Origin of the sequence: Bacillus sp. RHFS10, assembly GCF_016757475.1 — a bacterium.
In the GTDB taxonomy this organism is placed as follows: domain Bacteria; phylum Bacillota; class Bacilli; order Bacillales; family Bacillaceae; genus Bacillus; species Bacillus subtilis_G.
Window position 1 is genome coordinate 123,226 of sequence record NZ_JAESPO010000001.1, and the last position, 22,791, is coordinate 146,016.

The 22,791-nt window shown below is 44.4% G+C and carries 22 protein-coding genes, 4 pseudogenes and 1 other annotated feature; of the genes and pseudogenes, 22 read left to right on the forward strand and 4 right to left on the reverse strand.

Annotated elements, in window-relative coordinates:
• Window positions 1-103: 103 nt before the first annotated feature.
• The 4 genes and pseudogenes from polA (at window position 104) to coaE (ending at window position 5,007) form a co-directional block, all read left to right on the forward strand.
• Window positions 104-2,746 (forward strand): DNA polymerase I, encoded by a 2,643-nt coding sequence (polA, locus tag JMN17_RS00575; protein ID WP_202326946.1) that lies wholly within the window; start codon window positions 104-106, stop codon window positions 2,744-2,746.
• Window positions 2,747-2,768: 22 nt separating this feature from the next.
• Window positions 2,769-3,596, forward strand: a complete 828-nt coding sequence (gene mutM / locus JMN17_RS00580; RefSeq protein WP_087992414.1) for a DNA-formamidopyrimidine glycosylase — start codon at window positions 2,769-2,771, stop codon at window positions 3,594-3,596.
• A 151-nt stretch (window positions 3,597-3,747) separates the two neighbouring features.
• Window positions 3,748-4,398: pseudogene (gene ytaF, locus JMN17_RS00585) on the forward strand (sporulation membrane protein YtaF); the annotation flags it as partial.
• A 15-nt stretch (window positions 4,399-4,413) separates the two neighbouring features.
• On the forward strand, window positions 4,414-5,007 hold the full coding sequence (gene coaE, locus JMN17_RS00590; RefSeq protein WP_087992412.1) for a dephospho-CoA kinase: 594 nt from the start codon (window positions 4,414-4,416) through the stop codon (window positions 5,005-5,007).
• Window positions 5,008-5,045: 38 nt separating this feature from the next.
• On the opposite strand, the pseudogene JMN17_RS00595 reads toward coaE, so the two are convergent.
• A pseudogene (locus JMN17_RS00595) lies at window positions 5,046-5,303 on the reverse strand (aldo/keto reductase); the annotation flags it as partial.
• Window positions 5,304-5,462: 159 nt separating this feature from the next.
• Between JMN17_RS00595 and JMN17_RS00600 the strand changes: the two are divergent.
• The 9 genes and pseudogenes from JMN17_RS00600 (at window position 5,463) to thrS (ending at window position 14,770) form a co-directional block, all read left to right on the forward strand.
• Window positions 5,463-5,757 (forward strand): annotated as a pseudogene (locus JMN17_RS00600) (winged helix-turn-helix transcriptional regulator).
• 205 nt (window positions 5,758-5,962) lie between these two features.
• Window positions 5,963-6,985, forward strand: coding sequence for a glyceraldehyde-3-phosphate dehydrogenase (locus JMN17_RS00605; protein ID WP_087992411.1), 1,023 nt, complete (start codon window positions 5,963-5,965; stop codon window positions 6,983-6,985).
• Between the two features lie 238 nt (window positions 6,986-7,223).
• A complete protein-coding gene (speD, locus tag JMN17_RS00610) occupies window positions 7,224-7,604 on the forward strand; it encodes an adenosylmethionine decarboxylase (protein ID WP_003223584.1) in 381 nt (126 codons plus the stop codon).
• A gap of 276 nt (window positions 7,605-7,880) precedes the next feature.
• Entirely contained in the window at window positions 7,881-8,339 is a 459-nt protein-coding gene (gene nrdR, locus JMN17_RS00615; RefSeq protein ID WP_087992410.1) for a transcriptional regulator NrdR, read from the forward strand.
• 114 nt (window positions 8,340-8,453) lie between these two features.
• On the forward strand, window positions 8,454-9,875 hold the full coding sequence (gene dnaB, locus JMN17_RS00620; RefSeq protein WP_202326954.1) for a replication initiation membrane attachment protein DnaB: 1,422 nt from the start codon (window positions 8,454-8,456) through the stop codon (window positions 9,873-9,875).
• Between the two features lie 27 nt (window positions 9,876-9,902).
• A complete protein-coding gene (dnaI, locus tag JMN17_RS00625; RefSeq protein ID WP_087992408.1) occupies window positions 9,903-10,838 on the forward strand; it encodes a primosomal protein DnaI in 936 nt (311 codons plus the stop codon).
• 33 nt (window positions 10,839-10,871) lie between these two features.
• Window positions 10,872-11,513 carry a TVP38/TMEM64 family protein gene (locus JMN17_RS00630; RefSeq protein WP_202326956.1) on the forward strand — a complete coding sequence of 214 codons (642 nt, stop codon included), beginning with the start codon at window positions 10,872-10,874 and terminating at the stop codon, window positions 11,511-11,513.
• Between the two features lie 78 nt (window positions 11,514-11,591).
• Entirely contained in the window at window positions 11,592-12,437 is an 846-nt protein-coding gene (gene ytxC, locus JMN17_RS00635) for a putative sporulation protein YtxC (protein WP_202326958.1), read from the forward strand.
• Between the two features lie 401 nt (window positions 12,438-12,838).
• Window positions 12,839-14,770: a threonine--tRNA ligase gene (thrS, locus tag JMN17_RS00640; protein ID WP_087992405.1), complete on the forward strand. Its 1,932-nt coding sequence runs from the start codon at window positions 12,839-12,841 to the stop codon at window positions 14,768-14,770.
• 41 nt (window positions 14,771-14,811) lie between these two features.
• On the opposite strand, the gene JMN17_RS00645 is transcribed toward thrS, so the two are convergent.
• Entirely contained in the window at window positions 14,812-15,594 is a 783-nt protein-coding gene (locus JMN17_RS00645) for an HAD family hydrolase (protein ID WP_202326960.1), read from the reverse strand.
• Between the two features lie 175 nt (window positions 15,595-15,769).
• Between JMN17_RS00645 and lytS the strand changes: the two are divergent.
• The 4 genes and pseudogenes from lytS (at window position 15,770) to lrgB (ending at window position 19,543) form a co-directional block, all read left to right on the forward strand.
• A pseudogene (lytS, locus tag JMN17_RS00650) lies at window positions 15,770-17,550 on the forward strand (two-component system sensor histidine kinase LytS).
• Window positions 17,528-18,253 (forward strand): two-component system response regulator LytT, encoded by a 726-nt coding sequence (lytT, locus tag JMN17_RS00655; protein ID WP_087992403.1) that lies wholly within the window; start codon window positions 17,528-17,530, stop codon window positions 18,251-18,253. Before lytS ends, lytT begins: the two are co-directional and overlap by 23 nt.
• A 133-nt stretch (window positions 18,254-18,386) precedes the next feature.
• Complete coding sequence (gene lrgA / locus JMN17_RS00660; RefSeq protein WP_087992402.1) at window positions 18,387-18,827, forward strand: antiholin-like murein hydrolase modulator LrgA; 441 nt, start codon at window positions 18,387-18,389, stop codon at window positions 18,825-18,827.
• A gap of 20 nt (window positions 18,828-18,847) precedes the next feature.
• Window positions 18,848-19,543, forward strand: a complete 696-nt coding sequence (gene lrgB / locus JMN17_RS00665; RefSeq protein WP_202326962.1) for an antiholin-like protein LrgB — start codon at window positions 18,848-18,850, stop codon at window positions 19,541-19,543.
• Window positions 19,544-19,574: 31 nt separating this feature from the next.
• Here lrgB and JMN17_RS00670 read toward each other — a convergent pair whose 3' ends face one another.
• Window positions 19,575-20,207, reverse strand: a complete 633-nt coding sequence (locus tag JMN17_RS00670; protein ID WP_202326964.1) for a hypothetical protein — start codon at window positions 20,205-20,207, stop codon at window positions 19,575-19,577.
• A gap of 115 nt (window positions 20,208-20,322) precedes the next feature.
• Between JMN17_RS00670 and JMN17_RS00675 the strand changes: the two genes are divergently transcribed.
• The 5 genes from JMN17_RS00675 (at window position 20,323) to JMN17_RS00695 (ending at window position 22,307) form a co-directional block, all read left to right on the forward strand.
• Window positions 20,323-20,508, forward strand: coding sequence for a hypothetical protein (locus tag JMN17_RS00675; RefSeq protein ID WP_242519847.1), 186 nt, complete (start codon window positions 20,323-20,325; stop codon window positions 20,506-20,508).
• Between the two features lie 158 nt (window positions 20,509-20,666).
• Window positions 20,667-20,797: a sequence feature (ribosomal protein L20 leader region), on the forward strand.
• Between the two features lie 58 nt (window positions 20,798-20,855).
• Window positions 20,856-21,377 (forward strand): translation initiation factor IF-3, encoded by a 522-nt coding sequence (infC, locus tag JMN17_RS00680; protein WP_010886591.1) that lies wholly within the window; start codon window positions 20,856-20,858, stop codon window positions 21,375-21,377.
• Between the two features lie 12 nt (window positions 21,378-21,389).
• Window positions 21,390-21,590 (forward strand): 50S ribosomal protein L35, encoded by a 201-nt coding sequence (gene rpmI, locus JMN17_RS00685; RefSeq protein ID WP_003222418.1) that lies wholly within the window; start codon window positions 21,390-21,392, stop codon window positions 21,588-21,590.
• Between the two features lie 31 nt (window positions 21,591-21,621).
• Entirely contained in the window at window positions 21,622-21,981 is a 360-nt protein-coding gene (gene rplT / locus JMN17_RS00690) for a 50S ribosomal protein L20 (RefSeq protein WP_087992399.1), read from the forward strand.
• A 56-nt stretch (window positions 21,982-22,037) separates the two neighbouring features.
• Complete coding sequence (locus JMN17_RS00695) at window positions 22,038-22,307, forward strand: DUF1294 domain-containing protein (protein ID WP_087992398.1); 270 nt, start codon at window positions 22,038-22,040, stop codon at window positions 22,305-22,307.
• A 16-nt stretch (window positions 22,308-22,323) separates the two neighbouring features.
• Here the strand turns inward: JMN17_RS00695 and ysdB are convergent, their stop codons facing one another.
• Complete coding sequence (gene ysdB / locus JMN17_RS00700; RefSeq protein ID WP_087992397.1) at window positions 22,324-22,716, reverse strand: sigma W pathway protein YsdB; 393 nt, start codon at window positions 22,714-22,716, stop codon at window positions 22,324-22,326.
• Window positions 22,717-22,791: the final 75 nt, after the last annotated feature.

Below are 22,791 nucleotides of genomic sequence, written 5' to 3' on the forward strand. Positions count from 1 at the left end.
GTTCACGTCATTTTCCTTTCAAATTGAACTTTGTTAAAATAAGAGGAGCGAATGACTATGTAAGAGATGAACGGAAGCCTGAGGCTTCTTAGGAGGATATTGAATGACGGAACGAAAAAAATTAGTGCTTGTAGACGGAAACAGTTTGGCTTACCGAGCGTTTTTTGCCTTGCCGCTGTTAAGCAATGATAAAGGTGTTCATACGAATGCCGTATACGGCTTTGCGATGATTTTGATGAAGATGCTTGAGGATGAAAAACCGACGCACATGCTGGTTGCATTTGATGCCGGGAAAACAACATTTCGTCACGGCACATTTAAAGAATATAAAGGCGGCAGACAGAAAACCCCGCCTGAGCTTTCCGAACAAATGCCGTTTATCCGTGAGCTGCTGGATGCGTATCAGATCAGCCGCTACGAACTGGAACAATACGAAGCCGATGATATTATCGGCACATTGGCCAAATCGGCTGAAAAAGACGGATTTGAAGTAAAGGTTTTCTCAGGAGATAAGGATTTAACTCAGCTGGCAACAGACAAAACGACAGTTGCCATTACGAGAAAAGGAATTACCGATGTTGAATTTTACACACCGGAGCACGTCAAAGAGAAATACGGGCTTAAGCCTGAACAAATCATTGACATGAAGGGTCTGATGGGCGATTCCTCAGATAATATTCCGGGTGTGCCCGGCGTAGGAGAAAAGACAGCGATTAAGCTATTAAAACAGTTCGCCTCCGTTGAAAAGCTGCTGGAGTCCATTGACGAGGTGAGCGGAAAGAAATTGAAGGAAAAGCTTGAGGAATTTAAGGATCAGGCATTGATGAGCAAGGAGCTGGCGACGATCATGACGGATGCGCCGATTGAGGTATCCGTTTCCGGCCTGGAATATCAAGGCTTTAATCGCGAACAGGTCATTTCCATCTTTAAAGATCTTGGATTCAGCACGCTTCTTGAACGTCTTGGGGAAGACAGTGAAGAAGCGGAGCAGGATCAGGGATTAGAAGAAATTAATGTCGAAACCGTCACAGACGTAACAAGCGGTATATTGGTTTCTCCATCGGCATTTGTCGTTGAACAGATTGGCGACAATTATCACGAAGAGCCGATTCTCGGATTTTCGATCGCAAATGAAACGGGATCTTATTTTATTCCGAAAGACATTGCCGTGGAGTCTAAGGTGTTTAAAGAATGGGTGGAAAATGACGAGCAGAAGAAATGGGTTTTCGACAGTAAGCGGGCTGTTGTCGCTTTGCGCTGGCAGGGCATTGAACTGAAAGGGGCGGAGTTTGATACGCTTCTTGCGGCTTATATCATCAACCCCGGCAATTCATATGACGACGTCGCAAGCGTGGCTAAGGATTACGGCTTGCATATCGTTCAAAGCGATGAATCAGTTTACGGCAAAGGAGCAAAACGGGCAGTGCCGTCAGAAAACGAACTGTCTGAGCACCTTGTCAGAAAAGCGTTAGCCATTCAAAGCCTTCGGGAGAAACTCGTTCAGGAGCTGGAGAACAACGATCAGCTTGAACTGTTTGAAGAGCTTGAAATGCCTCTTGCGCTTATTCTGGGCGTAATGGAATCAACTGGCGTCAAGGTTGATGTTGACCGTTTAAAACGGATGGGTGAAGAACTGGGCGCGAAGCTGAAAGAATATGAAGAAAAAATCCATGAGATTGCGGGAGAACCGTTTAATATCAATTCTCCTAAACAGCTTGGTGTCATCTTGTTTGAAAAGATCGGCCTGCCTGTCGTGAAAAAAACGAAAACAGGCTATTCAACGTCTGCCGACGTGCTTGAAAAGCTGGCTGACAAGCATGATATTGTCGACTACATTTTGCAGTACAGACAAATTGGCAAGCTTCAATCGACATATATTGAAGGGCTTCTAAAGGTGACGAGACCGGATTCACACAAGGTGCACACACGGTTTAACCAGGCTTTAACGCAAACAGGCCGCCTCAGCTCTACTGATCCGAATCTGCAAAACATTCCGATCAGACTTGAAGAAGGGCGCAAAATCCGCCAAGCTTTTGTTCCGTCTGAAAAAGACTGGCTCATTTTTGCAGCTGATTATTCTCAAATCGAGCTGCGGGTGCTAGCCCATATCTCAAAGGATGAAAATCTTATCGAAGCTTTCACAAATGATATGGATATTCATACAAAAACGGCAATGGATGTGTTTCATGTCGCGAAGGATGAAGTGACATCCGCGATGAGACGCCAGGCGAAAGCGGTCAACTTTGGCATCGTATACGGCATCAGCGATTACGGGCTGTCACAGAACCTTGGCATTACCCGAAAGGAAGCCGGAGCATTCATCGACCGTTATTTGGAAAGCTTCCAAGGCGTAAAGGCGTACATGGAGGACTCGGTTCAGGATGCTAAGCAAAAAGGCTACGTGACAACGCTTATGCATCGCCGCCGTTACATTCCTGAGCTGACGAGCCGAAACTTTAATATCCGCAGTTTTGCGGAGCGGACGGCTATGAATACGCCGATTCAAGGTAGCGCCGCTGATATAATCAAAAAAGCCATGATTGATATGGCTGCCAAGCTGAAAGAAAAACAGCTGAAAGCAAGACTGCTGCTTCAAGTGCACGATGAATTGATTTTTGAAGCGCCGCAGGAAGAAATTGAAATCCTTGAAAAGCTTGTTCCTGAAGTGATGGAGCATGCGCTTGCATTAGATGTCCCGTTAAAGGTGGACTTTTCATCAGGACCATCTTGGTATGATGCGAAATAAACAGAGATAGGAAGTGATGGATGTGCCGGAATTACCAGAGGTTGAAACGGTCCGGCGCACTCTGACCGGGCTTGTAAAGGGAAAAACAATCAAATCGGTAGAGATCAGGTGGCCGAATATCATCAAACGTCCTGCCGAACCGGAGGAATTTGCGCGAAATCTAGCAGGAGAAACGATACAGTCTATCGGTAGACGGGGAAAGTTTTTACTGTTTCATTTAAATCATTATGTTATGGTTTCCCACCTGCGAATGGAAGGGAAATACGGGCTTCATCAAGCGGAGGAGCCGGACGATAAACACGTGCATGTCATATTCACGATGACAGATGGAACCCAGCTTCGTTACCGGGATGTGCGGAAGTTTGGGACCATGCATTTATTTAAACCGGGAGAGGAAGCGGGCGAGCTCCCGCTTTCTCAGTTAGGGCCGGAGCCGGATGCAGAAGAATTTACGAGTGTGTATTTGAAAGAACGGCTTGCCAAAACAAACCGTGCTGTCAAAACCGCCCTGTTGGATCAGAAAACGGTTGTCGGACTCGGGAACATTTATGTAGACGAGGCTCTTTTCAGAGCGGGTGTCCATCCTGAGACAAAAGCAAATGAATTGTCAGACAAAACAATCAAAACACTTCACGCTGAAATCATAAACACCCTGCAAGAGGCGATTGACGCGGGCGGCAGCACAGTCCGTTCGTATATCAACTCCCAAGGGGAAATCGGAATGTTCCAGCTGCAGCATTTTGTGTATGGAAAAAAAGACGAGCCGTGCAAAAATTGCGGAACGATGATTTCAAAAATTGTTGTCGGAGGCAGGGGCACGCATTTTTGCGCGGAGTGCCAGAAAAAATAGTAGCATAATGCTTCATCGTCCAAGCTGTCGGTGCATATATCAGTAACTCTGTAATAGAGGATGCCATTTTCGAAACACGGATTTTTCACTTTACCATATACATGATTGTGATGAATCCCGGGCATTTCACATCTGATACAAGAGCACCAACAGAAAGGAAGAAACGGATATGCAAATGGTTTCTATACTGCTGCTGGCGTTGGCTGTCAGCTTGGACAGTTTTTCAGTCGGATTTACGTACGGATTGAGAAAAATGAAAATACCGTTTAAAGCGATTTTGGTTATCGCCTGCTGTTCCGGTGCTGTCATGTTTATATCCATGCTGATCGGGAGCTTTCTTACAAAGTTTTTTCCTGTATATGTGACGGAGAAGCTTGGCGGTTTGATATTGGTCGGAATTGGTGTATGGGTTCTGTATCAATTTTTCAAACCGGCAAAAGACAAAGAATACTTATTGCATGAAAAAACGCTGCTTAATTTAGAGGTTCGGTCATTAGGGATTGTGATTCATATTTTGAGAAAACCTATGAGTGCGGATATCGACAAATCGGGTGTGATTAATGGAATCGAGGCGGTCTTATTGGGATTTGCCTTATCGATTGATGCCTTCGGAGCAGGTATAGGCGCAGCCATTCTCGGTTTTTCACCGATTATGATGAGCATCGCCGTGGCAATCATGAGCTCGCTGTTTGTATCAATCGGAATTAACGCCGGCCATTTTCTGTCTAAGTGGAAATGGATTGATAAAATGGCGTTTTTGCCGGGGCTTCTGCTGATCACGATTGGGCTCTGGAAATTGTAAAAAGGAGTGGATCTCTTGACCTTAGTCATTGGTTTAACGGGAGGAATAGCCAGCGGCAAAAGCACGGTTGCCAATATGCTGATTGAAAAAGGAATAACAGTTATAGATGCAGATATCATCGCCAAACAAGCGGTAGAAAAAGGGACGCCCGCCCACCGGCAAATCATTGACGAATTCGGTGAAGACATTCTGCTCCCAAACGGTGATATAGATAGAAAAAAGCTTGGGGCACTGGTATTTACAAATGAACAAAAGCGCCTTGCTTTAAATGCGATTGTTCATCCCGCAGTCAGGCAGGAAATGCTTAAGCGCCGTGATGAAGCCATTGCAAATCAGGAAGCGTTTGTTGTCTTAGATATCCCGTTATTGTTCGAAAGCAAATTGGAATCTTTAGTTGATAAAATTATTGTGGTTAGTGTCACAAAAGAGCTTCAGCTTGAGCGTCTGATGAATCGCAACCAGCTGACGAAGGAAGAAGCGGTCAGCCGAATCCGCGCTCAAATGCCATTAGAGGAAAAAACAGCAAGAGCAGATCAAGTCATCGATAACAGCGGCACGCTCGAAGAGACTAAGCAGCAGCTTGATGACACCATCAGCAGCTGGGCATAATGCAAAACACCGTTCAATATGAACGGTGTTTTTTGTGATTAAAAATCAAAGTTGTCCGGATCAGGACCGACGCGCAGGTTTTCATTCAGCGCATCGATGCGATTCATGTCATCCTGTGTTAATTCAAAGTCAAATACGCTGGCATTTTCTTTCATACGATGTTCTTTCGTTGATTTAGGAATCGTAATGATGCCATGCTGCAGATCCCAGCGCAAAATGGATGTTTGAGCGATGCCTGCCAGTACAGAGTGGTCAAGCAGATGTCCCTGCATTAAATGTGACCAAGCATTCATCTCATATTCCTCCTTTGTGTGATGTGCCGTATAAATAAAAAAGAGCAGATTCAAATCAGCCGGCAAATGTGATTATGAAAGATATCACCAAGAAAGAAAAGTAAGTACTTTAAAGTGCTATAGTCACTTTTTGGTGCCTGTAAGGAGAAGAAAAAATATAACATTTCTGTTGAAGCGACTCTTGAAGTAATCGGCGGGAAATAGAAATGCGTCATTTTATGCCATCTGGCGCAGCAGCTGCGTGAGCTGGAAGCGGACGGTGTCATTAACCGGATCGTGTACAATCAGGTTCCTCCCAAAGTGGAGTGTGAGCTCGGCGAATACCGCCGCAGCTTAGAAGGGATTTTAGACATGCTGTGTGCTTGGGGAGCGAATCATATTAACAAAGTGTACGGGGGATACATTTTCAGTGTTAGAAGAAAGTGTGCTCAATGATAAGTTAAAACAGGAATCATAAAAAATAATGGCAGTCAGTGCGGAGCGCTGGCTGCTTTTTGATTCTTAGGACTGAAATTGTGTGCAAGAAAAGATATCATGCATCATAAATTAGCGTTATAATCGTTGATTTTTATCAAGATGTACTGGCGAATTCGTTTTAATGTGTTATACTAATTTCAGATAACAACAAATTAGGATGGCATAATTGATAAGGGGTGTCCAACATGAAGGTAAAAGTAGCGATAAACGGGTTTGGAAGAATCGGAAGAATGGTTTTTAGAAAAGCGATGTTAGACGATCAAATTCAAGTAGTGGCCATAAACGCCAGCTATTCCGCAGAAACGCTGGCTCATTTAATAAAGTATGACACAAATCACGGCAGGTACGACAAAGAGGTTGTGGCCGGTGAAGACAGCCTGATTGTAAATGGAAAGAAAGTGCTTTTGTTAAACAGCCGTGATCCAAAACAGCTGCCTTGGCGGGAATATGATATTGACATAGTCGTCGAAGCAACAGGGAAGTTTAATTCAAAAGATAAAGCGATGGGCCATATAGAAGCGGGCGCAAAAAAAGTCATTTTGACTGCTCCGGGAAAAAATGAAGACGTTACCATTGTGATGGGAGTAAATGAGGACCAATTCGACGCTGACCGCCATGTCATTATTTCAAATGCGTCATGCACGACAAACTGCCTTGCGCCTGTTGTAAAAGTGCTGGATGAAGAGTTTGGCATTGAGAGCGGGCTGATGACTACAGTTCACGCGTATACGAATGACCAGAAAAATATTGATAATCCGCACAAAGATTTGCGACGGGCGCGGGCATGCGGTGAATCCATCATTCCGACGACAACAGGAGCGGCAAAGGCGCTTTCGCTTGTGCTGCCGCATCTGAAAGGAAAGCTTCACGGCCTCGCCTTGCGTGTCCCGGTTCCGAATGTCTCATTGGTTGATCTCGTTGTCGATCTGAAAATGGATGTGACGGCTGAAGAGGTAAACGAGGCATTTAAACGGGCTGCCAAAACTTCGATGTACGGCGTGCTTGATTATTCAGATGAACCGCTCGTCTCGACTGATTATAATACGAATCCGCATTCTGCGGTCATTGACGGGCTGACAACAATGGTAATGGAAGGCAGTAAAGTAAAGGTGCTCGCATGGTATGACAACGAATGGGGCTACTCGTGCAGAGTCGTTGATCTGATCCGCCATGTAGCGGCACGAATGAAACATCCGTCTGCTGTATAAAATAAGGTCGTGGACATATTTTGAAGAAAAAACCCTTAACAGCATATTTCTAAAAAAACGCACCTTGCAAATTAGACTTAAACACAGTATACTATTTTTCGTGAACTTCTTGCTTGAGACTGTTTCGGAATTACTTAAAGGGTTAGGACCTCTCCGGACTAACTTTCCCCCGTGGTAAATGGCCGACCCAGTTGTTGGAATTTCACTTTTTAATTCTTGTTAAGGGGGGTCCATGACTATGGAAACAATGGGGCGTCACGTTATCTCCGAGCTATGGGGATGCGATTTTGATAAGCTGAATGACATGGATTTTATTGAAAAAACGTTTGTAAATGCTGCTCTAAAATCAGGTGCTGAGGTGCGCGAGGTTGCATTTCACAAATTTGCACCGCAAGGCGTAAGCGGAGTTGTGATTATTTCTGAATCACACTTAACTATTCACAGTTTTCCTGAGCACGGATATGCGAGCATTGATGTTTATACTTGTGGAGACTTAGATCCTAATGTCGCTGCTGACTATATCGCAGAGGCATTACATGCTGATACAAGAGAAAACATTGAAATACCGAGAGGAATGGGGCCTGTGCAAATTAAACAGGCGCAAGCGAAAGTACTATAAAGTAAACACGAACACAAAGGGAGCTGAAGCTAGAAAGCCGTTATGCGCTTTTTAGCTTATGCTCCTTTTATTTTTATAAACAAACAAGGGCGGTCAGCTTTTTCTTTTTTCATTTTTTTTGTAAAATAGAAAGAGATTTTCACAAACCACCTGATGCTGTAGATACAGCTTTACTCACAACGGCTCTCCTGACAGATGGCTGTCACATTTATTTTTAAAAGGCGGAGGCTGCCGAAAATACATTCCAGGGAACGAAATAGTTGGGAGCTGATTTTATTGAAATGTCCTTCATGCCAGCATAACGGAACGCGGGTCCTTGATTCACGGCCTGTGGATGATGGGAAATCCATTCGCCGAAGACGCGAGTGCGAATGCTGCCATTACCGGTTTACCACCTTTGAAAAAGTGGAGGAAACCCCGCTCATCGTCGTGAAAAAAGAAGGCGTGCGGGAGGAATTCAGCAGAGAAAAAATGCTGCGCGGCCTCATAAAAGCATGCGAAAAAAGACCCGTTCCACTCAAAACGCTTGAAGACATGTGCTTTGATATTGAAAAAGAACTTCGCAATCAAGGCTGCTCTGAGGTGAAAAGCGAATTCGTCGGAGAAATGGTCATGGATCGGCTGGCTAAGATTGATGAAGTCGCATATGTGCGGTTCGCGTCTGTCTATCGGCAGTTTAAAGATATAAACGTCTTTATCGACGAATTAAAAGACTTAATAAAGAAAGAGCGTTAAAAGAGCTAAGAGGATTCTTCTAGCTCTTTTCTCATGTGCAAAATTGGCATTTGATAGATATTAGAAACGGTGTAAAATGAAAGGTAGAAACAAATTCGGAAGGTTTGAGAATGTATGGCTGACTATTGGAAAGATGTACTGCCTGTAGATCCGTATGCGGTCAAAAGCAGATCGATGCTTCAGGATATAGACAGACAAATAATCACACAACTGTACCAGCCCTTAATCGGCCCTGTTGCATTCTCACTTTATATGACATTGTGGGGAGAGCTGGAACAAAACCGTCTGTGGGGCGGCGAGTCCACACATAGACAGCTGATGGGGATGACACAGTCTAATTTAAAAACGATCCATCAGGAACAAGGGAAGCTCGAGGGCATCGGATTGCTAAAAGTATATATGAAAGAATCCGAGCGGCAGGAGCGCCTCTTTATATATGAACTCCTTCCGCCGCTCAGGCCAAATCAGTTTTTTGAAGACGGGATGCTGAATGTTTTTCTGTACAATAGAGTCGGAAAAACAAAATACCAGCAATTAAAACAATTTTTCACGCATCCGGCCATTTCAGAGGATGCGAAGGACATTACGCGGCCGTTTAATCATGCGTTTGAATCGCTGCAGCCGAGTGAATGGAAGCTTACATCTGATATGGAGGAAACGGTGAGACTTGCGGAGGGCACAGAATATACTTCTGTCGGACAGGCTCCGTCCTACACCATAACAGAGGATGTGTTTGATTTTGATTTGTTATTAGCGGGACTTTCTGAGACGATGATTCCGAGAAAAGCGATGACCCAGCAGGTGCGGGACACAATCAAAAAGCTTTCTTATCTGTACGGTATAGACCCTTTGCAGATGCAAAATGTCGTGATGAGTGCAATTGATGAGCGTGACGTTATTACGTCGGAGGCTTTAAGAAAAGCGGCCAGCGACTGGTATCAAATCGAAAGAAACGGACAGCTGCCAGACGTCGTGGAAAAAACACAGCCGGTGCATCTGCGAGAAGGCGAAAAACCGGCGAAAGAGGATTCGCTGGACGGAAAGCTGATCGCATTGCTGGAGACGATTTCTCCGAAGAAGCTTCTGCAGGACATTGCCGACGGAACAGAGCCGTCAAAAGCTGATCTGAAAATCATAGAAGAAATTATGTTTGAACAGAAGCTCGAGCCAGGCGTTACAAATGTGTTAATTTATTATGTCATGCTGAAAACCGACATGAAGCTGTCGAAAAATTATATCCAAAAGATCGCCTCGCATTGGGCGCGCAAAAAGGTAAAAACGGTCAGAGAAGCGATGAAGCTCGCGATAGAAGAAAACCGCCAATACCTTGAATGGGCTGAAGGGAAAGCAAATCAGCCTTCGAAACGAAACCAAAAAGTGATTCGCGAAGAAAAACTTCCTGACTGGATGGGAGAAAAAGAGACAGCCTCCGAGTCAGAATCCGGGCAGGGGAAGCTGCATCCGCAGGACTTGGAAGAACAGAAGAAAAAGATGATGGAAGAAATGAAAAAACTGAAAAAATACTCTGCCTATTAAAGACAGAGATGCGGGGTGAAGGAATAGATGGAACCAATCGGCCGTTCCCTGCAGGGCGTAACCGGCAGGCCGGATTTCCAAAAACGTCTTGAACAAATGAAGGAAAAAGTCATGAAGGATCAAGATGTTCAGGCATTTTTGAAGGAAAACGAAGAAGTGATTGATCAAAAAATGATCGAAAAGAGCTTAAACAAGCTTTATGAATATATCGGCCAAAGCAAGAAATGCTCCTATTGTTCGGAAGATAAAGATTGCAACAATTTATTGGAGGGCTACCATCCGAAGCTTGTTGTCAATGGCCAATCTATTGATATTGAGTATTATGAATGTCCGGTTAAACGGAAACTCGATAAGCAGAAAAAACAGAAGTCCCTTATGAAAAGCATGTATATCCAGCAGGATCTTTTGGGAGCGACTTTCCAGCAAGTTGATATCAGTGACCCGAGCAGGCTCGCGATGTTCCAGCATGTGACGGATTTTCTGAAAAGCTATAATGAGACGGGAAAAGGGAAAGGGCTGTATTTACACGGGAAATTCGGGGTAGGAAAAACGTTTATGCTCGCTGCGATTGCCAATGAGCTGGCGGAAAAAGAGTATTCCTCGATGATCGTCTATGTGCCCGAATTTGTGAGAGAGCTTAAGAATTCGCTGCAAGACAAGTCATTGGAAGAGAAGCTCAATATGGTCAAATCAACACCCGTATTGATGCTTGATGACATCGGAGCGGAATCAATGACGAGCTGGGTTAGGGATGAAGTCATCGGAACAGTGCTCCAGCACAGAATGTCCCAGCAGCTGCCGACTTTCTTTTCGTCTAATTTCTCACCTGACGAGCTGAAGCATCATTTTACGTATTCGCAAAGGGGAGAAAAGGAAGAAGTAAAAGCGGCAAGACTTATGGAGCGAATTTTATATTTGGCTGCTCCAATCCGCCTGGACGGAGAAAACCGCCGACATCCGTAACTGCTGCGGTTCAAAGGGGAAGGAACTGAGGGTATGAAACGAAAAACAGCTGTTAAATGGCTGGCAGTGCTTGCAGGTGCAGGAATAATCTTTTGGGGAAATAAAACGTATTTGAATTTATCGCCGAAAGAGATCAGGATATGGGTATTGTCGTTCGGGGCCTTTGCACCGGTGATGTTTATCGGGATATCCATCGTCAGGCCTCTTATTTTATTTCCCGTATCTGTTGTTTCTCTAGCGGGAGGACTCGCATTTGGCCCGCTTCTCGGCACGCTTTACACGTTATTCGGTTCAATGTGCGCTTCAGCTGTTTCGTTTTTTGCCGCAGGTTTGTTTGCGGCGAAAAAGAACGGCCATTACGAAAAGCTTGAAGCCATTCAGAAGCAGATGGAGGATAACGGATTTTTTTATATCTTTCTTTTAAGAATCATGCCGATCAATTTTGATTTCATCAGCTATGCGGCAGGCCTTTCCAATGTCAAAGCGCTGCCGTATTTTGCGGCAACGGCCGCGGGAATCATTCCCGGGACCATCGCGCTGAATGTGCTGGGAGCGAGCTTTTCAACTGGAAATCTGCCCGCTTTCTTTATGGTGATCGCTTTGTATAGCGTGTTTATTTCGCTGCCGTTTATCTTCAGAAAGAAAATGCAAAACTTGTTCCAAGAATCAAATTAACATTTGCCAATGACCTTTACGTCTATTTTAAAAACATCCCCCATATACTTGTAACAGATGCCGTAAGGGGGGACAAACATGCTTGAAATAATCTTTGAAGATGACCATGATGCAGCCGCTTTTTTACATCTCATTCAGCATTCGGACGATCGGAACTATATCATTGTCCGGGAAGGCATACGAAAAATCGGGATTGAAAAAGCTAAGCCGGCTATCTCTATTCAGCGTTTTATGGAGCCGATTCTGGTCAAGTTTTTTTTAGAGTGCAAAGAAGACGAACATATGCTGTCATTGATTGAGGAAACATACTGCTTCACGGACCAGGATGAACAGCAGCAAATCCTTCAGCTTGCCCATAGTATTATTGAAGGAGAAGCGGACGATCTTCCGTTTGAGCCGCTAAAGCTTTCGCGGAAACAATCAATTTTGGATGAACTCCAAACGATTCGTTTAGAGGAAGGCTTATTTTCCATTCGTTCCTTTCAGACCTTCCGGCTCGGACAATACTACAAGCAGCTGAGAGACATTACGGAAGCGGCGATAGATGAATATAAAATGGAACAGGAATATCAAAACTTTATTCAAACACTCAGAGAATATGTAATGGCCAAACAGCCGCGAATCAAAAAGGTGCATATTGTCCATGACGGTTCATTTACAATTTGGGAGCTGCGTTATGTGCAGGAACGGGAAAAAATGAAATACATAGACAGGCGATTTGTCCGGGATCATCCTATGTACATTGATTCTCATTTGCTCGCGCCGCTGATCTCCATCGCGCCTGATGAAGTGGTGCTTTATACCGACCAGCCCGAGCATATGATGGCAAGGACCATTCAAAACGTATTTCAAGAGCGACTGGAAATGCTTCCGCTGCATGCTTTTTCAGACGCAGAAATACCGGTAGAGCACTCAGAAGGATAAGGGCCGGCAGCCTGTATATATAGGGCTGTCGGTTTGGAAAAAAGGAAATGCGATCGTGTTGATTTTTTGGAATGAACAATTTATAATACATAGGAGATTAAGAAAGACACACGTATTGATAAGGACATGAAGGAATGATACCGGCTCAAAGAGAGGGAAGCCCCGGCTGCAAGCTTCCTAGCTAAGGACCATTCGCTTTACCGCCTTTGAACTTCAGCTGTGAACCCCTCCTTGATAAGGAGCAGTAATGGCTGACGGGAACTCCCGTTACAGAGATTAGAGCCGCAAGTGCCGGAATATTGGCTTTGCGGAAAAAAGGGTGGAACCACGATTCCGTTTATTCAACCTCGTCCCTTTCATAGGGGGCGGGGTTTTTATATGCAAAAAAAGGAGTGACATAGATGTCAGATATGGTAAAAATCACATTTCCTGATGGAGCAGTCAAGGAGTTTGCGAAAGGAACAACAACAGAGGATATCGCGGCATCCATCAGTCCGGGATTAAAGAAGAAATCATTAGCCGGAAAACTGAACGGAGAAGAAATTGATTTGAAAATGCCGATCAATGAAGACGGTAAAGTGGAAATCATTACAGAAGGTTCCGAAGAAGGCCTTCAAATAATGCGCCACAGTACGGCTCACTTGCTGGCTCAAGCGATTAAACGCATTTACAAAGATGTCAAATTCGGTGTCGGTCCGGTCATCGAAAACGGTTTTTACTACGATGTAGAAATGGAAGAAGCGATTACGCCGGAGGATCTGCCGAAAATTGAAAAAGAAATGAAAAAAATCGTTAATGCGAACCTCCCGATCGTTCGAAAAGAGGTCAGCCGCGAAGAAGCGAAAGCACGTTTTGCTGAAATCGGCGATGACCTGAAGCTTGAACTATTAGATGCGATTCCGGAAGGAGAAACCGTTTCGATCTATGAGCAAGGTGAATTCTTTGACCTGTGCCGCGGCGTACACGTTCCTTCAACAGGAAAAATCAAAGAGTTTAAACTGTTAAGCCTTGCAGGCGCATACTGGCGCGGTGACAGCAATAACCAAATGCTTCAGCGCGTATACGGCACAGCTTTCTTCAAAAAAGCTGATCTGGAAGAGCATCTTCGCATGCTTGAAGAAGCGAAAGAGCGTGACCACAGAAAGCTCGGCAAAGAGTTAAAGCTGTTTGCGAATTCTCAAAAAGTCGGACAAGGCCTGCCGCTTTGGCTGCCAAAAGGGGCGACAATCCGCCGCGTCATCGAGCGCTACATTGTCGATAAAGAAATCAGTCTCGGCTATGAGCACGTATACACACCAGTGCTTGGAAGCAAAGAACTGTATGAAACATCAGGGCACTGGGAGCATTATCAGGAAGGCATGTTCCCGCCGATGGAAATGGACAACGAAACACTTGTGCTACGTCCAATGAACTGTCCGCACCATATGATGATTTACAAACAAGACATTCACAGCTACCGTGAACTTCCGATTCGGATTGCGGAGCTGGGAACGATGCACCGTTATGAAATGTCAGGTGCCCTGTCAGGCCTTCAGCGCGTGCGCGGCATGACATTAAACGATGCACATATCTTTGTGCGCCCGGATCAAATTAAGGACGAGTTTATCCGTACAGTCCGTTTAATTCAGGACGTATATGAAGACTTTGGCTTAAGTGATTACACATTCCGTCTGTCTTACCGTGATCCTGAAGACACGGAGAAATATTTTGATGACGATGAAATGTGGAACAAGGCGCAATCCATGCTGAAAGAGGCAATGGATGAAATCGGCCATGACTATTACGAAGCAGAAGGTGAAGCGGCATTCTATGGCCCTAAACTTGATGTTCAGGTAAAAACAGCGATCGGCAAAGAAGAAACATTGTCTACGGTTCAGCTTGATTTCTTATTACCTGAACGTTTCGATCTGACTTATATCGGTGAAGACGGCAAGCAGCACCGTCCGGTTGTGATTCACAGAGGTGTCGTCTCAACAATGGAACGCTTTGTTGCCTTCTTAATTGAAGAACACAAAGGCGCGCTGCCAACATGGCTTGCACCGGTTCAATTCCAAGTCATCCCGGTTTCTCCTGCTGTGCATTTAGACTACGCGAAAAAAGTGCAGGAACGCCTGCAGCGTGAAGGCCTGCGTGTAGAAGTCGACAGCCGTGATGAAAAAATCGGCTACAAAATCCGTGAAGCGCAAATGCAAAAAATCCCGTACATGCTTGTGGTCGGTGATCAAGAAGCAGAAAACGGAGCGGTAAACGTCCGTAAGTACGGAGAGCAGAACTCTGAAACCATTTCGCTTGATGATTTTGTGAAAAAAGCAGTAGCTGAAGCGAAAAAATAAGCTAAAAAAGCATGATCTCGTTGAAGAGATCATGCTTTTTTTTATTTCTCTATTATAGGAAACAAATCATGAAGGCTGCTGATGATGTAATCAGGTGCCACGCCCGTTTCGTTTTTCTTATCCGTCCGGTTGATCCAAACGGTTTTGATTCCGGCTCTTGAGGCGCCTAAAATATCAGTGTTCAAATTATCGCCGACCATGATCGCATCGTCTTTTTCAATATTCATCAGCTCAAGGCAATGTTCAAAAATGGAAACATCCGGTTTCCCTTTGCCAAAAGCGCCCGAGATGACGATTTCATTGAAATAAGGGGCGAGTTCTGGAACGCCGGCGAGCTTCTCTTTTTGCAGGCTCGGATCGCCGTTTGTCAAAAGCAGCAGTTCATACTTGCCTTTTAATTGATCGAGCACTTCAAATGTTTCATCATATACAAATGGGCGTTTTCTGCGCTCTGCTGCGAAAAACTCTCCCAAGTATTCGCCATATGCGGGATCATCAATGCCAAGCGCTTTCAGTCCGTTTGTCCAAGCGTTTCTTCTGTACTCCGGCACAATCTTGTTCAGCTTCTGAAAGCCTTCACTGATCGGTTCTGAGAAATTGGACCACAGTCCTTCAAACGGATTAATGCCGATCATCACTGTATATGGATACGTCTCATATGACATGTACAATTCTCTCGCCGCTTCGCGAACAGCTTCTTCAAATGCCTGCGGGTCAAGGCCATATTTTTTTTCCGCCTGTAAACAAGTTTCTGCAAATGTTGTTCTGACACTTTTTTCATCCCAAAGTAGTGTATCGTCTAAATCAAAAAATACGGCTTTCATGATCTTCTCCTCTGCTTCAGATTCAAATCTTTCAGCCAAAAGGCTCATGTTTTATTTTACAATAGATAAAAGCCTTGTGAAATATGTTTTCAGATGATTTTAAAAAAACAGTCAGCCGTGAAGCTCATTGACTGAAAACATGCTAGAATGAAAACGGAAAGAATAGGTGACACGCATGATTCATTTAATGATTATGATGCTTGAAAGGGTAGGGATTATTGTGATTTTGGGGTTTATTCTCGCCCATACGAAGCTTTTCAGACAAGCTTTGCAAAATCAGGACGGCTATAAAGGAAAAGCGGTTTTAATCTCTATTTTTTCTCTCTTCAGCATCATCAGCAATTATACAGGCATCGAAATTCAAAAAAATATGATTGTAAACAATGACTGGGTGTTTGCGATAGATCCGTCGGGCTCTATCGCGAATACCCGTATTTTGGGCGTGGAAATCGGAGGCCTTCTCGGAGGTCCGCTTGTAGGGGCGGGAATCGGTGTACTGGCGGGCCTTCACCGTTTTTCGCTCGGCGGCAGCACGGCCATAAGCTGTGCGGTATCATCGGTTTTAGCAGGTGTTCTAGCAGGTTTGATCGGACGGTATTTTACGAAGCGCTACCGAATGCCGACACCTCGAATCGCCGCTCTTGTGGGAATCGGTATGGAGTCACTGCAGATGGTGATTATTTTGCTGATGGCGAAGCCGTTCAGTGACGCTTGGGAACTTGTCAGCATAATCGGGATTCCGATGATACTCATCAATGGAACAGGCAGTTTTATTTTCCTGTCCATTATCCAAGTGATCATTCGCAAAGAAGAGCAGGCAAGGGCGCTTGAAACGCACAGAGTGCTGACGATTGCTGACCAGACGCTTCCGTTTTTTCGCCAAGGATTAAATGAAAGCTCCTGTAAAAGTGTGGCGGCTATTATCCATAAGCTGACCGGAACAGATGCTGTTTCTCTCACTGATAATGAGAAGATCCTTGCGCATGTCGGCGCGGGAATAGATCATCACATTCCATCAAAAAGCTTGATCACCGGCCTGTCCAAAAAGGTGATCAAAACAGGAGAAATCATGAAGGCGGTTACTCAGGAAGAGATTGAATGCACGCATGCTGAATGTCCCTTGCACGCGGCGATTGTCCTGCCGCTGACATCAAACGGCAATACAATCGGCACCTTAAAAATGTACTTTAAAAGCCCGGCAGGCCTGAGTCAGGTAGAGGAAGAGCTTGCTGAGGGGCTGGCCATGCTGTTTTCGACACAGCTGGAGCTTGGGGAAGCAGAGCTGCAAAGCAAGCTTCTCAAAGATGCTGAAATCAAAGCGCTTCAGGCGCAGGTGAATCCGCATTTTTTATTTAACGCGATCAACACGATTTCTGCGTTATCCCGCACGGATGTTGAAAAAACCCGTAAGCTCTTATTGCAGCTCAGTGTTTATTTTCGTTCAAACCTTCAAGGAGCGAGACAGCTGCTGATTCCGCTCTCAAAGGAGCTGAACCACCTTCACGCCTATTTGTCATTAGAACAGGCGCGTTTTCCCGGGAAATATAAGATTGAGCTCAATATCGACAGCAAACTGGAGCAGATTGAAATCCCTCCGTTTGTTTTACAGGTGCTTGTGGAGAATGCGCTTCGGCACGCATTTCCGAAAAAACAAGACATGTGCAAAGTTACGGTTTGTGTCTTATCTGATGATACTTCCGTCTATATGAAGGTGACGGATAACGGACGGGGAATTCCGCCGGACGTCCTGCCGGAACTCGGAAAGAAACCGTTTCCGTCTAAGGAGGGTACGGGTACAGCGCTTTATAACCTGAATCAGCGGCTGATCGGTTTATTCGGACAGCAGGCCGCGCTGAATATCAGGAGTGAGGTTCAAAAAGGGACAGAGGTGTCCTTTCAAGTCCCAACGCAACAATGAAAGAGGGAGAAAAACATGCTCAGGGTGTTAATAGTTGATGATGAGATGCTGGCGAGGGATGAATTGGCTTACTTGCTCAAGCGGACCAATGAGGAAATGGAAATCAATGAAGCGGAAAATATCGAATCTGCTTTTGACCAAATGATGGATCAAAAACCTGACTTGCTGTTTTTAGACGTTGATTTATCGGGAGAAAACGGTTTTGATATCGCTAAGCGATTGAAGAAAATGAAGCATCCTCCTGCTGTTGTGTTTGCGACGGCGTATGACCAATATGCGCTCAAAGCGTTTGAGGTGGACGCTTTAGATTATTTAACCAAGCCTTTCGATGAGGAAAGAATTCAGCAAACGTTAAAAAAATATAAAAAAGTCAATCGGGATATTGTTGAAACAGATCAGAGCAGCCATGCCGGCCAGCACAAACTGGCGCTATCTGTCGGAGAATCAATTGTGATCGTAGATACGAAGGATATTGTCTATGCCGGAACGGAAGATGGCCACGTCAATGTAAAAACCTTCGAAAATACTCATACAGTCAGCGATACGCTCGTTGTCATTGAGAAAAAGCTGCCTGATGCTGATTTTATCCGCGTCCATCGGAGCTTTGTCGTCAATACCGAATATATTAAAGAAATTCAGCCATGGTTTAATTCTACATATAATCTGATCATGAAAGACGGTTCGAAAATACCGGTCAGCCGGACATATGCGAAGGAATTGAAAAAGCTGCTCCATATTTGATGGGCGGCTTTTTGCATTTCAGCCATTTCATTCTGCAACTCAGTCCCGCTATTCGGCATGTTATCTTGTAAGCGCTTCATAACAGAGGATTCTTATTTATAATGGGAGTACCAAAGAGAAAGAGGTGAAGAAAATGAGTGCTAAAAAAGTGTACGGGTTTTTAACACAAGCATTTATTTTTGCCGTCATTATGCTGGTTTCAAATATGATTGCCGCTATTGTCCCAATTCCTATCCCGGCATCGGTTGTAGGATTGGTCTTATTATTTCTCCTATTATGTTTAAAAGTGATTAAACTGGAACAAGTAGAAACGCTCGGAACGTCTTTAACCTCTCTGATCGGATTTTTATTTGTCCCGTCAGGTATATCTGTTATGAATTCGCTTGGTGTGATGCAGCAATACGGCCTGCAAATTGTTCTTGTCATTCTGCTCGCAACGATTATATTGCTGGGGGCTACAGGATTGTTTTCACAGCTGATTCTTTCGCTAAGCGGAAAACGCAAATCCGCAGCGGACATGAAAACAAAAACAGTGCAAAGCCCGCAGAACAATAACGAACTCGTTCACCATTAAGGAAACAGGAGGTTCAACAGATGGAAAGCACAATGAGTCCTTATTTCGGCATTGTCGTATCACTGGCTGCATTCGGCATCGGCACTTTTTTATTTAAGAAAACGAAAGGCTTCTTCCTTTTCACTCCTTTGTTTGTTGCCATGGTGCTTGGGATCGCATTTTTAAAAATCGGCGGTTTTTCCTACGCGGACTATAATAACGGGGGAGAAATCATTAAGTTTTTTCTTGAACCGGCGACGATCGCTTTTGCCATTCCTTTGTACAAACAAAGAGATAAGCTGAAAAAATACTGGTGGCAAATCATGTCCTCTATTATCGTTGGCTCTATTTGCTCTGTCACGATTGTTTATTTGCTCGCAAAAGGCATTCACCTCGATGCGTCAGTGATGAAAAGCATGCTTCCGCAGGCGGCTACAACGGCAATTGCGCTTCCTTTATCAAAAGACATCGGAGGCATTAGCAACATCACAGCTTTTGCGGTTATCTTTAACGCTGTCATTGTATATGCGCTCGGAGCGTTGTTCTTGAAGGTGTTTAAAGTAAAGAATCCCATCTCTAAAGGGTTGGCTCTCGGAACGTCCGGGCATGCACTCGGTGTAGCTGTCGGGATCGAGATGGGAGAGGTCGAAGCGGCGATGGCAAGTATTGCTGTTGTCGTAGTAGGAGTTGTAACGGTTCTGGTCATCCCTGTGTTCGTGCAGCTGATCGGAGGATAAGCCAAGGCTGATAGCCTTGGCTTTGTCTATTTTATGGTGCGTCTTCGGGATCGATATATCCTTGTTTAATGCCCCATTCGACTTGGTCATCATGCCACTTTTTTCGTTCTTCATAACCATAGCCGTCGTCATCAGGAAGCTCTGAAGCCGGCTGTTGAACGGTACCATCTGTCTGGTTCGAGGATGACGGTGAATGTTGTCTATTAGATGAGGGTGCCTCGGTCTGCTGTCGTTGTGCCTGCGAGTGCCGCTTTTTTTCAGCATTTGCTTCCTGCTCTTTTTGGATTGCTGCCTGCCGCTGTCTTTCAAGTTCAGCTTGTCTTTCAGCTTCTGCCAATCGCTGTCTCTCCGCTTCTTCCTCCTGCTGTTTCTTTCGTTTCGCCTCTCGCTCTTTTTCTCGTTGTTTTGCGGCGGCGATTTGTCTTTGTTTCTCTGCTTCTTCTTTTGCTTTCAGCTTTCCTAATTCAGCAGCGAGCGGATTTTCAAACTTTATTTTCGTTGAAACGGGTTTTAGTTTTTTCAGCTCTTTCTCCAGTTCCTTTTGATGAAATGTTGCGGCTGTTTTAACAGTTTCAGCTTTTGGTTCGGAAGGTGTGCTTTTGCTATTCGAGCAACCGGTCAATATCAATGTGAAAAATAAAGCAAGCTGTATCAGTTTGTTCATACGTCAGACTCCCTTCTGCTTCTTATATCGGTTAGGGATTAACTTTGTTTTACATTTTTTCCTGTCAGTGGTTGCGTGGTAAATTGCGAAATAAGGAGAAGGATGGGGGAGACTATTGGTTCTTCATCTAACAGAATCAGGTGTGCACCACCCTCGGCTCAAGGTCTTTATTCATGGCGGGGGTGTCAGCGGCTGGATGCGGTACAGCAAATCAGCTATTTTCAGCATTTCGGGGGATCGGCCATGGAGTATTCGCTGGCTGAATCGATGTTATTCAGCAAAACACTTGATGTGTAGCTGACTGTTCGGACACTTTACATTCTGGATGAGAATGCAAAGATTTTCTTTTTCTTTCTTGCACTCATAGAAAACCCATGTTACAATGAGAAAGTTGTTCCGGAGAAGTCATCCTTGACTAAAGATCCGGCATTGTGTAGAATAGTTATTGAATTGAATATAAATCACAAGCAGAAGCACCCGCTTCTCACCTGATTGACACATGCATGTAGTTGGCAGGTTGACCGTACATTTTTATTGATACAGATGTTCGTAGTGTGGGTGTTTTATAATGCCCGCACTTTTTGTTTGCCTGCAGAATGCAGTCAAAATGAGTTGTGAATCAATTCGAAGAAACTATGGAGGTGGCTCATTATTAGCAAAGATCAATTGGTTAATGAGGGTATCCGTGCACGTGAGGTCCGTCTAATCGGACAAAATGGCGACCAGCTTGGAATCAAGTCCCGTCAGGAAGCACTTGAAATCGCCGGCCGCGCAAATCTTGACCTTGTGTTAGTTGCAGCGAATGCAAAACCGCCTGTCTGCCGAATCATGGACTACGGTAAGTTCCGATTTGAGCAGCAGAAAAAGGAAAAAGAAGCACGCAAAAATCAAAAAATCATTAACTTAAAAGAAGTTCGGTTAAGTCCGACAATCGATGAGCATGACTTTAACACGAAATTGCGCAATGCGATTAAATTCCTTGAAAAAGGCGATAAAGTGAAAGCTTCTATCCGATTTAAAGGACGCGCAATCACTCATAAAGAAATCGGCCAGCGTGTATTAGACCGTTTTTCTGAAGCATGTGCTGAGGTTGCGACTGTCGAAACAAAACCAAAAATGGACGGCCGCAGCATGTTCTTAATGCTCGCGCCGAAAAACGAAAAGCAATAAGGAGGAAATCCCATGCCAAAAATGAAAACTCACCGCGGATCTGCTAAACGTTTTAAAAAGACAGGTTCTGGGAAGTTGAAACGTTCTCACGCGTACACAAGTCACTTATTCGCCAACAAATCTCAAAAGCAAAAGCGTAAGCTTCGCAAGAGTGCTGTTGTAAGTGCAGGAGACTTCAAACGCATCAAACAAATGCTTGCTAACATCAAGTAATCGGACAAGGAACAATTAGGAGGGAAATTTAATGCCAAGAGTAAAAGGCGGAACTGTTACACGTAAGCGTCGTAAAAAGGTTCTTAAATTAGCAAAAGGTTATTTCGGTTCAAAACATACATTATACAAAGTAGCTAACCAGCAGGTCATGAAATCTGGAAACTATGCTTTCCGTGACCGTCGTCAGAAAAAACGTGATTTCCGTAAACTTTGGATCACTCGTATTAACGCAGCTGCCCGCATGAACGGTCTTTCTTACAGCCGTTTAATGCACGGTCTTAAGCTTTCTGGTATCGAAGTAAACCGTAAAATGCTTGCTGATCTTGCTGTAAACGATCTTACTGCATTCAATCAGCTTGCTGATACTGCTAAATCTCAATTAAACAAGTAATCATATAGAGCCGCTCTCCAGCAGAGCGGCTTTTTTATATAAAGGATGGGGGCAACATGGTTATTGCTGTTTATTTGGTGCTGATGAATCTGTGCGGTTTTTGGGTGATGGGGGCTGACAAACGAAAAGCGCAGCAGCACAAATGGAGAATTTCTGAAGACCGGCTGTGGCTGATAGCGATCGTGTTTGGAGCGCTCGGTGTCTGGCTTGGCATGCAAACCTTCAGACATAAAACGAAGCACGCCTCTTTTAAGTATGGAGTGCCGCTCCTTTTGTTGATTGAAGCGGTCTTGATCGGCATTTATTACAGTCCGTTTGATTTATAAAAAGCAGAAAAGCGTTTTAGCGCTCTTCTGCTTTTTTGGCGAGTTTAATGGGCTGGTCCCAGTCAATCTTACAATTCGGATAGCGTTCCAGCACTTTTTCTTCAATGTTCTCAAAATCTTTTGCAGACAAATGCTTCAGCTTCTGAGGAGATTCTGTCCAGACAAAAATGGTATGGATAAACAGCGGATGATCTTTGGAAGGAATATGCTTTTCTCCTTCAAAAAGCACGCCTTTATACGTCAGTTGAAAGTTCTTACGGGCATTGTTCTGTTCATCAATAATATAAAAATGTTCTTTTGATTGGGCCAGTTTGAGCCTTCTCTTTGGACTGGCGACATATTTGACCGCGGCATAAATACAATAAGCAAAAAGTGCAAGTAATATAATCCTTAGAACCATGACAAACATTGTGTGAAGGCACCTCCCTTATTGTGATGATCTGATGTAATACGAAGAGCACAGAAAAAGGTTTCACTTTTTTTA

Bases quoted from the DNA above. Each gene is read 5' to 3' on its own strand.
- polA (WP_202326946.1), top strand. From the start codon at position 104: ATGACGGAACGAAAAAAATTAGTGCTTGTAGACGGAAACAGTTTGGCT.
- JMN17_RS00605 (WP_087992411.1), top strand. From the start codon at position 5,963: ATGAAGGTAAAAGTAGCGATAAACGGGTTTGGAAGAATCGGAAGAATG.
- speD (WP_003223584.1), top strand. From the start codon at position 7,224: ATGGAAACAATGGGGCGTCACGTTATCTCCGAGCTATGGGGATGCGAT.
- dnaB (WP_202326954.1), top strand. From the start codon at position 8,454: ATGGCTGACTATTGGAAAGATGTACTGCCTGTAGATCCGTATGCGGTC.
- dnaI (WP_087992408.1), top strand. From the start codon at position 9,903: ATGGAACCAATCGGCCGTTCCCTGCAGGGCGTAACCGGCAGGCCGGAT.
- JMN17_RS00630 (WP_202326956.1), top strand. From the start codon at position 10,872: ATGAAACGAAAAACAGCTGTTAAATGGCTGGCAGTGCTTGCAGGTGCA.
- ytxC (WP_202326958.1), top strand. From the start codon at position 11,592: ATGCTTGAAATAATCTTTGAAGATGACCATGATGCAGCCGCTTTTTTA.
- thrS (WP_087992405.1), top strand. From the start codon at position 12,839: ATGTCAGATATGGTAAAAATCACATTTCCTGATGGAGCAGTCAAGGAG.
- JMN17_RS00645 (WP_202326960.1), bottom strand. From the start codon at position 15,594: ATGAAAGCCGTATTTTTTGATTTAGACGATACACTACTTTGGGATGAA.
- lytT (WP_087992403.1), top strand. From the start codon at position 17,528: ATGCTCAGGGTGTTAATAGTTGATGATGAGATGCTGGCGAGGGATGAA.
- lrgA (WP_087992402.1), top strand. From the start codon at position 18,387: ATGAGTGCTAAAAAAGTGTACGGGTTTTTAACACAAGCATTTATTTTT.
- lrgB (WP_202326962.1), top strand. From the start codon at position 18,848: ATGGAAAGCACAATGAGTCCTTATTTCGGCATTGTCGTATCACTGGCT.
- JMN17_RS00670 (WP_202326964.1), bottom strand. From the start codon at position 20,207: ATGAACAAACTGATACAGCTTGCTTTATTTTTCACATTGATATTGACC.
- rpmI (WP_003222418.1), top strand. From the start codon at position 21,390: ATGCCAAAAATGAAAACTCACCGCGGATCTGCTAAACGTTTTAAAAAG.
- rplT (WP_087992399.1), top strand. From the start codon at position 21,622: ATGCCAAGAGTAAAAGGCGGAACTGTTACACGTAAGCGTCGTAAAAAG.
- JMN17_RS00695 (WP_087992398.1), top strand. From the start codon at position 22,038: ATGGTTATTGCTGTTTATTTGGTGCTGATGAATCTGTGCGGTTTTTGG.
- ysdB (WP_087992397.1), bottom strand. From the start codon at position 22,716: ATGTTTGTCATGGTTCTAAGGATTATATTACTTGCACTTTTTGCTTAT.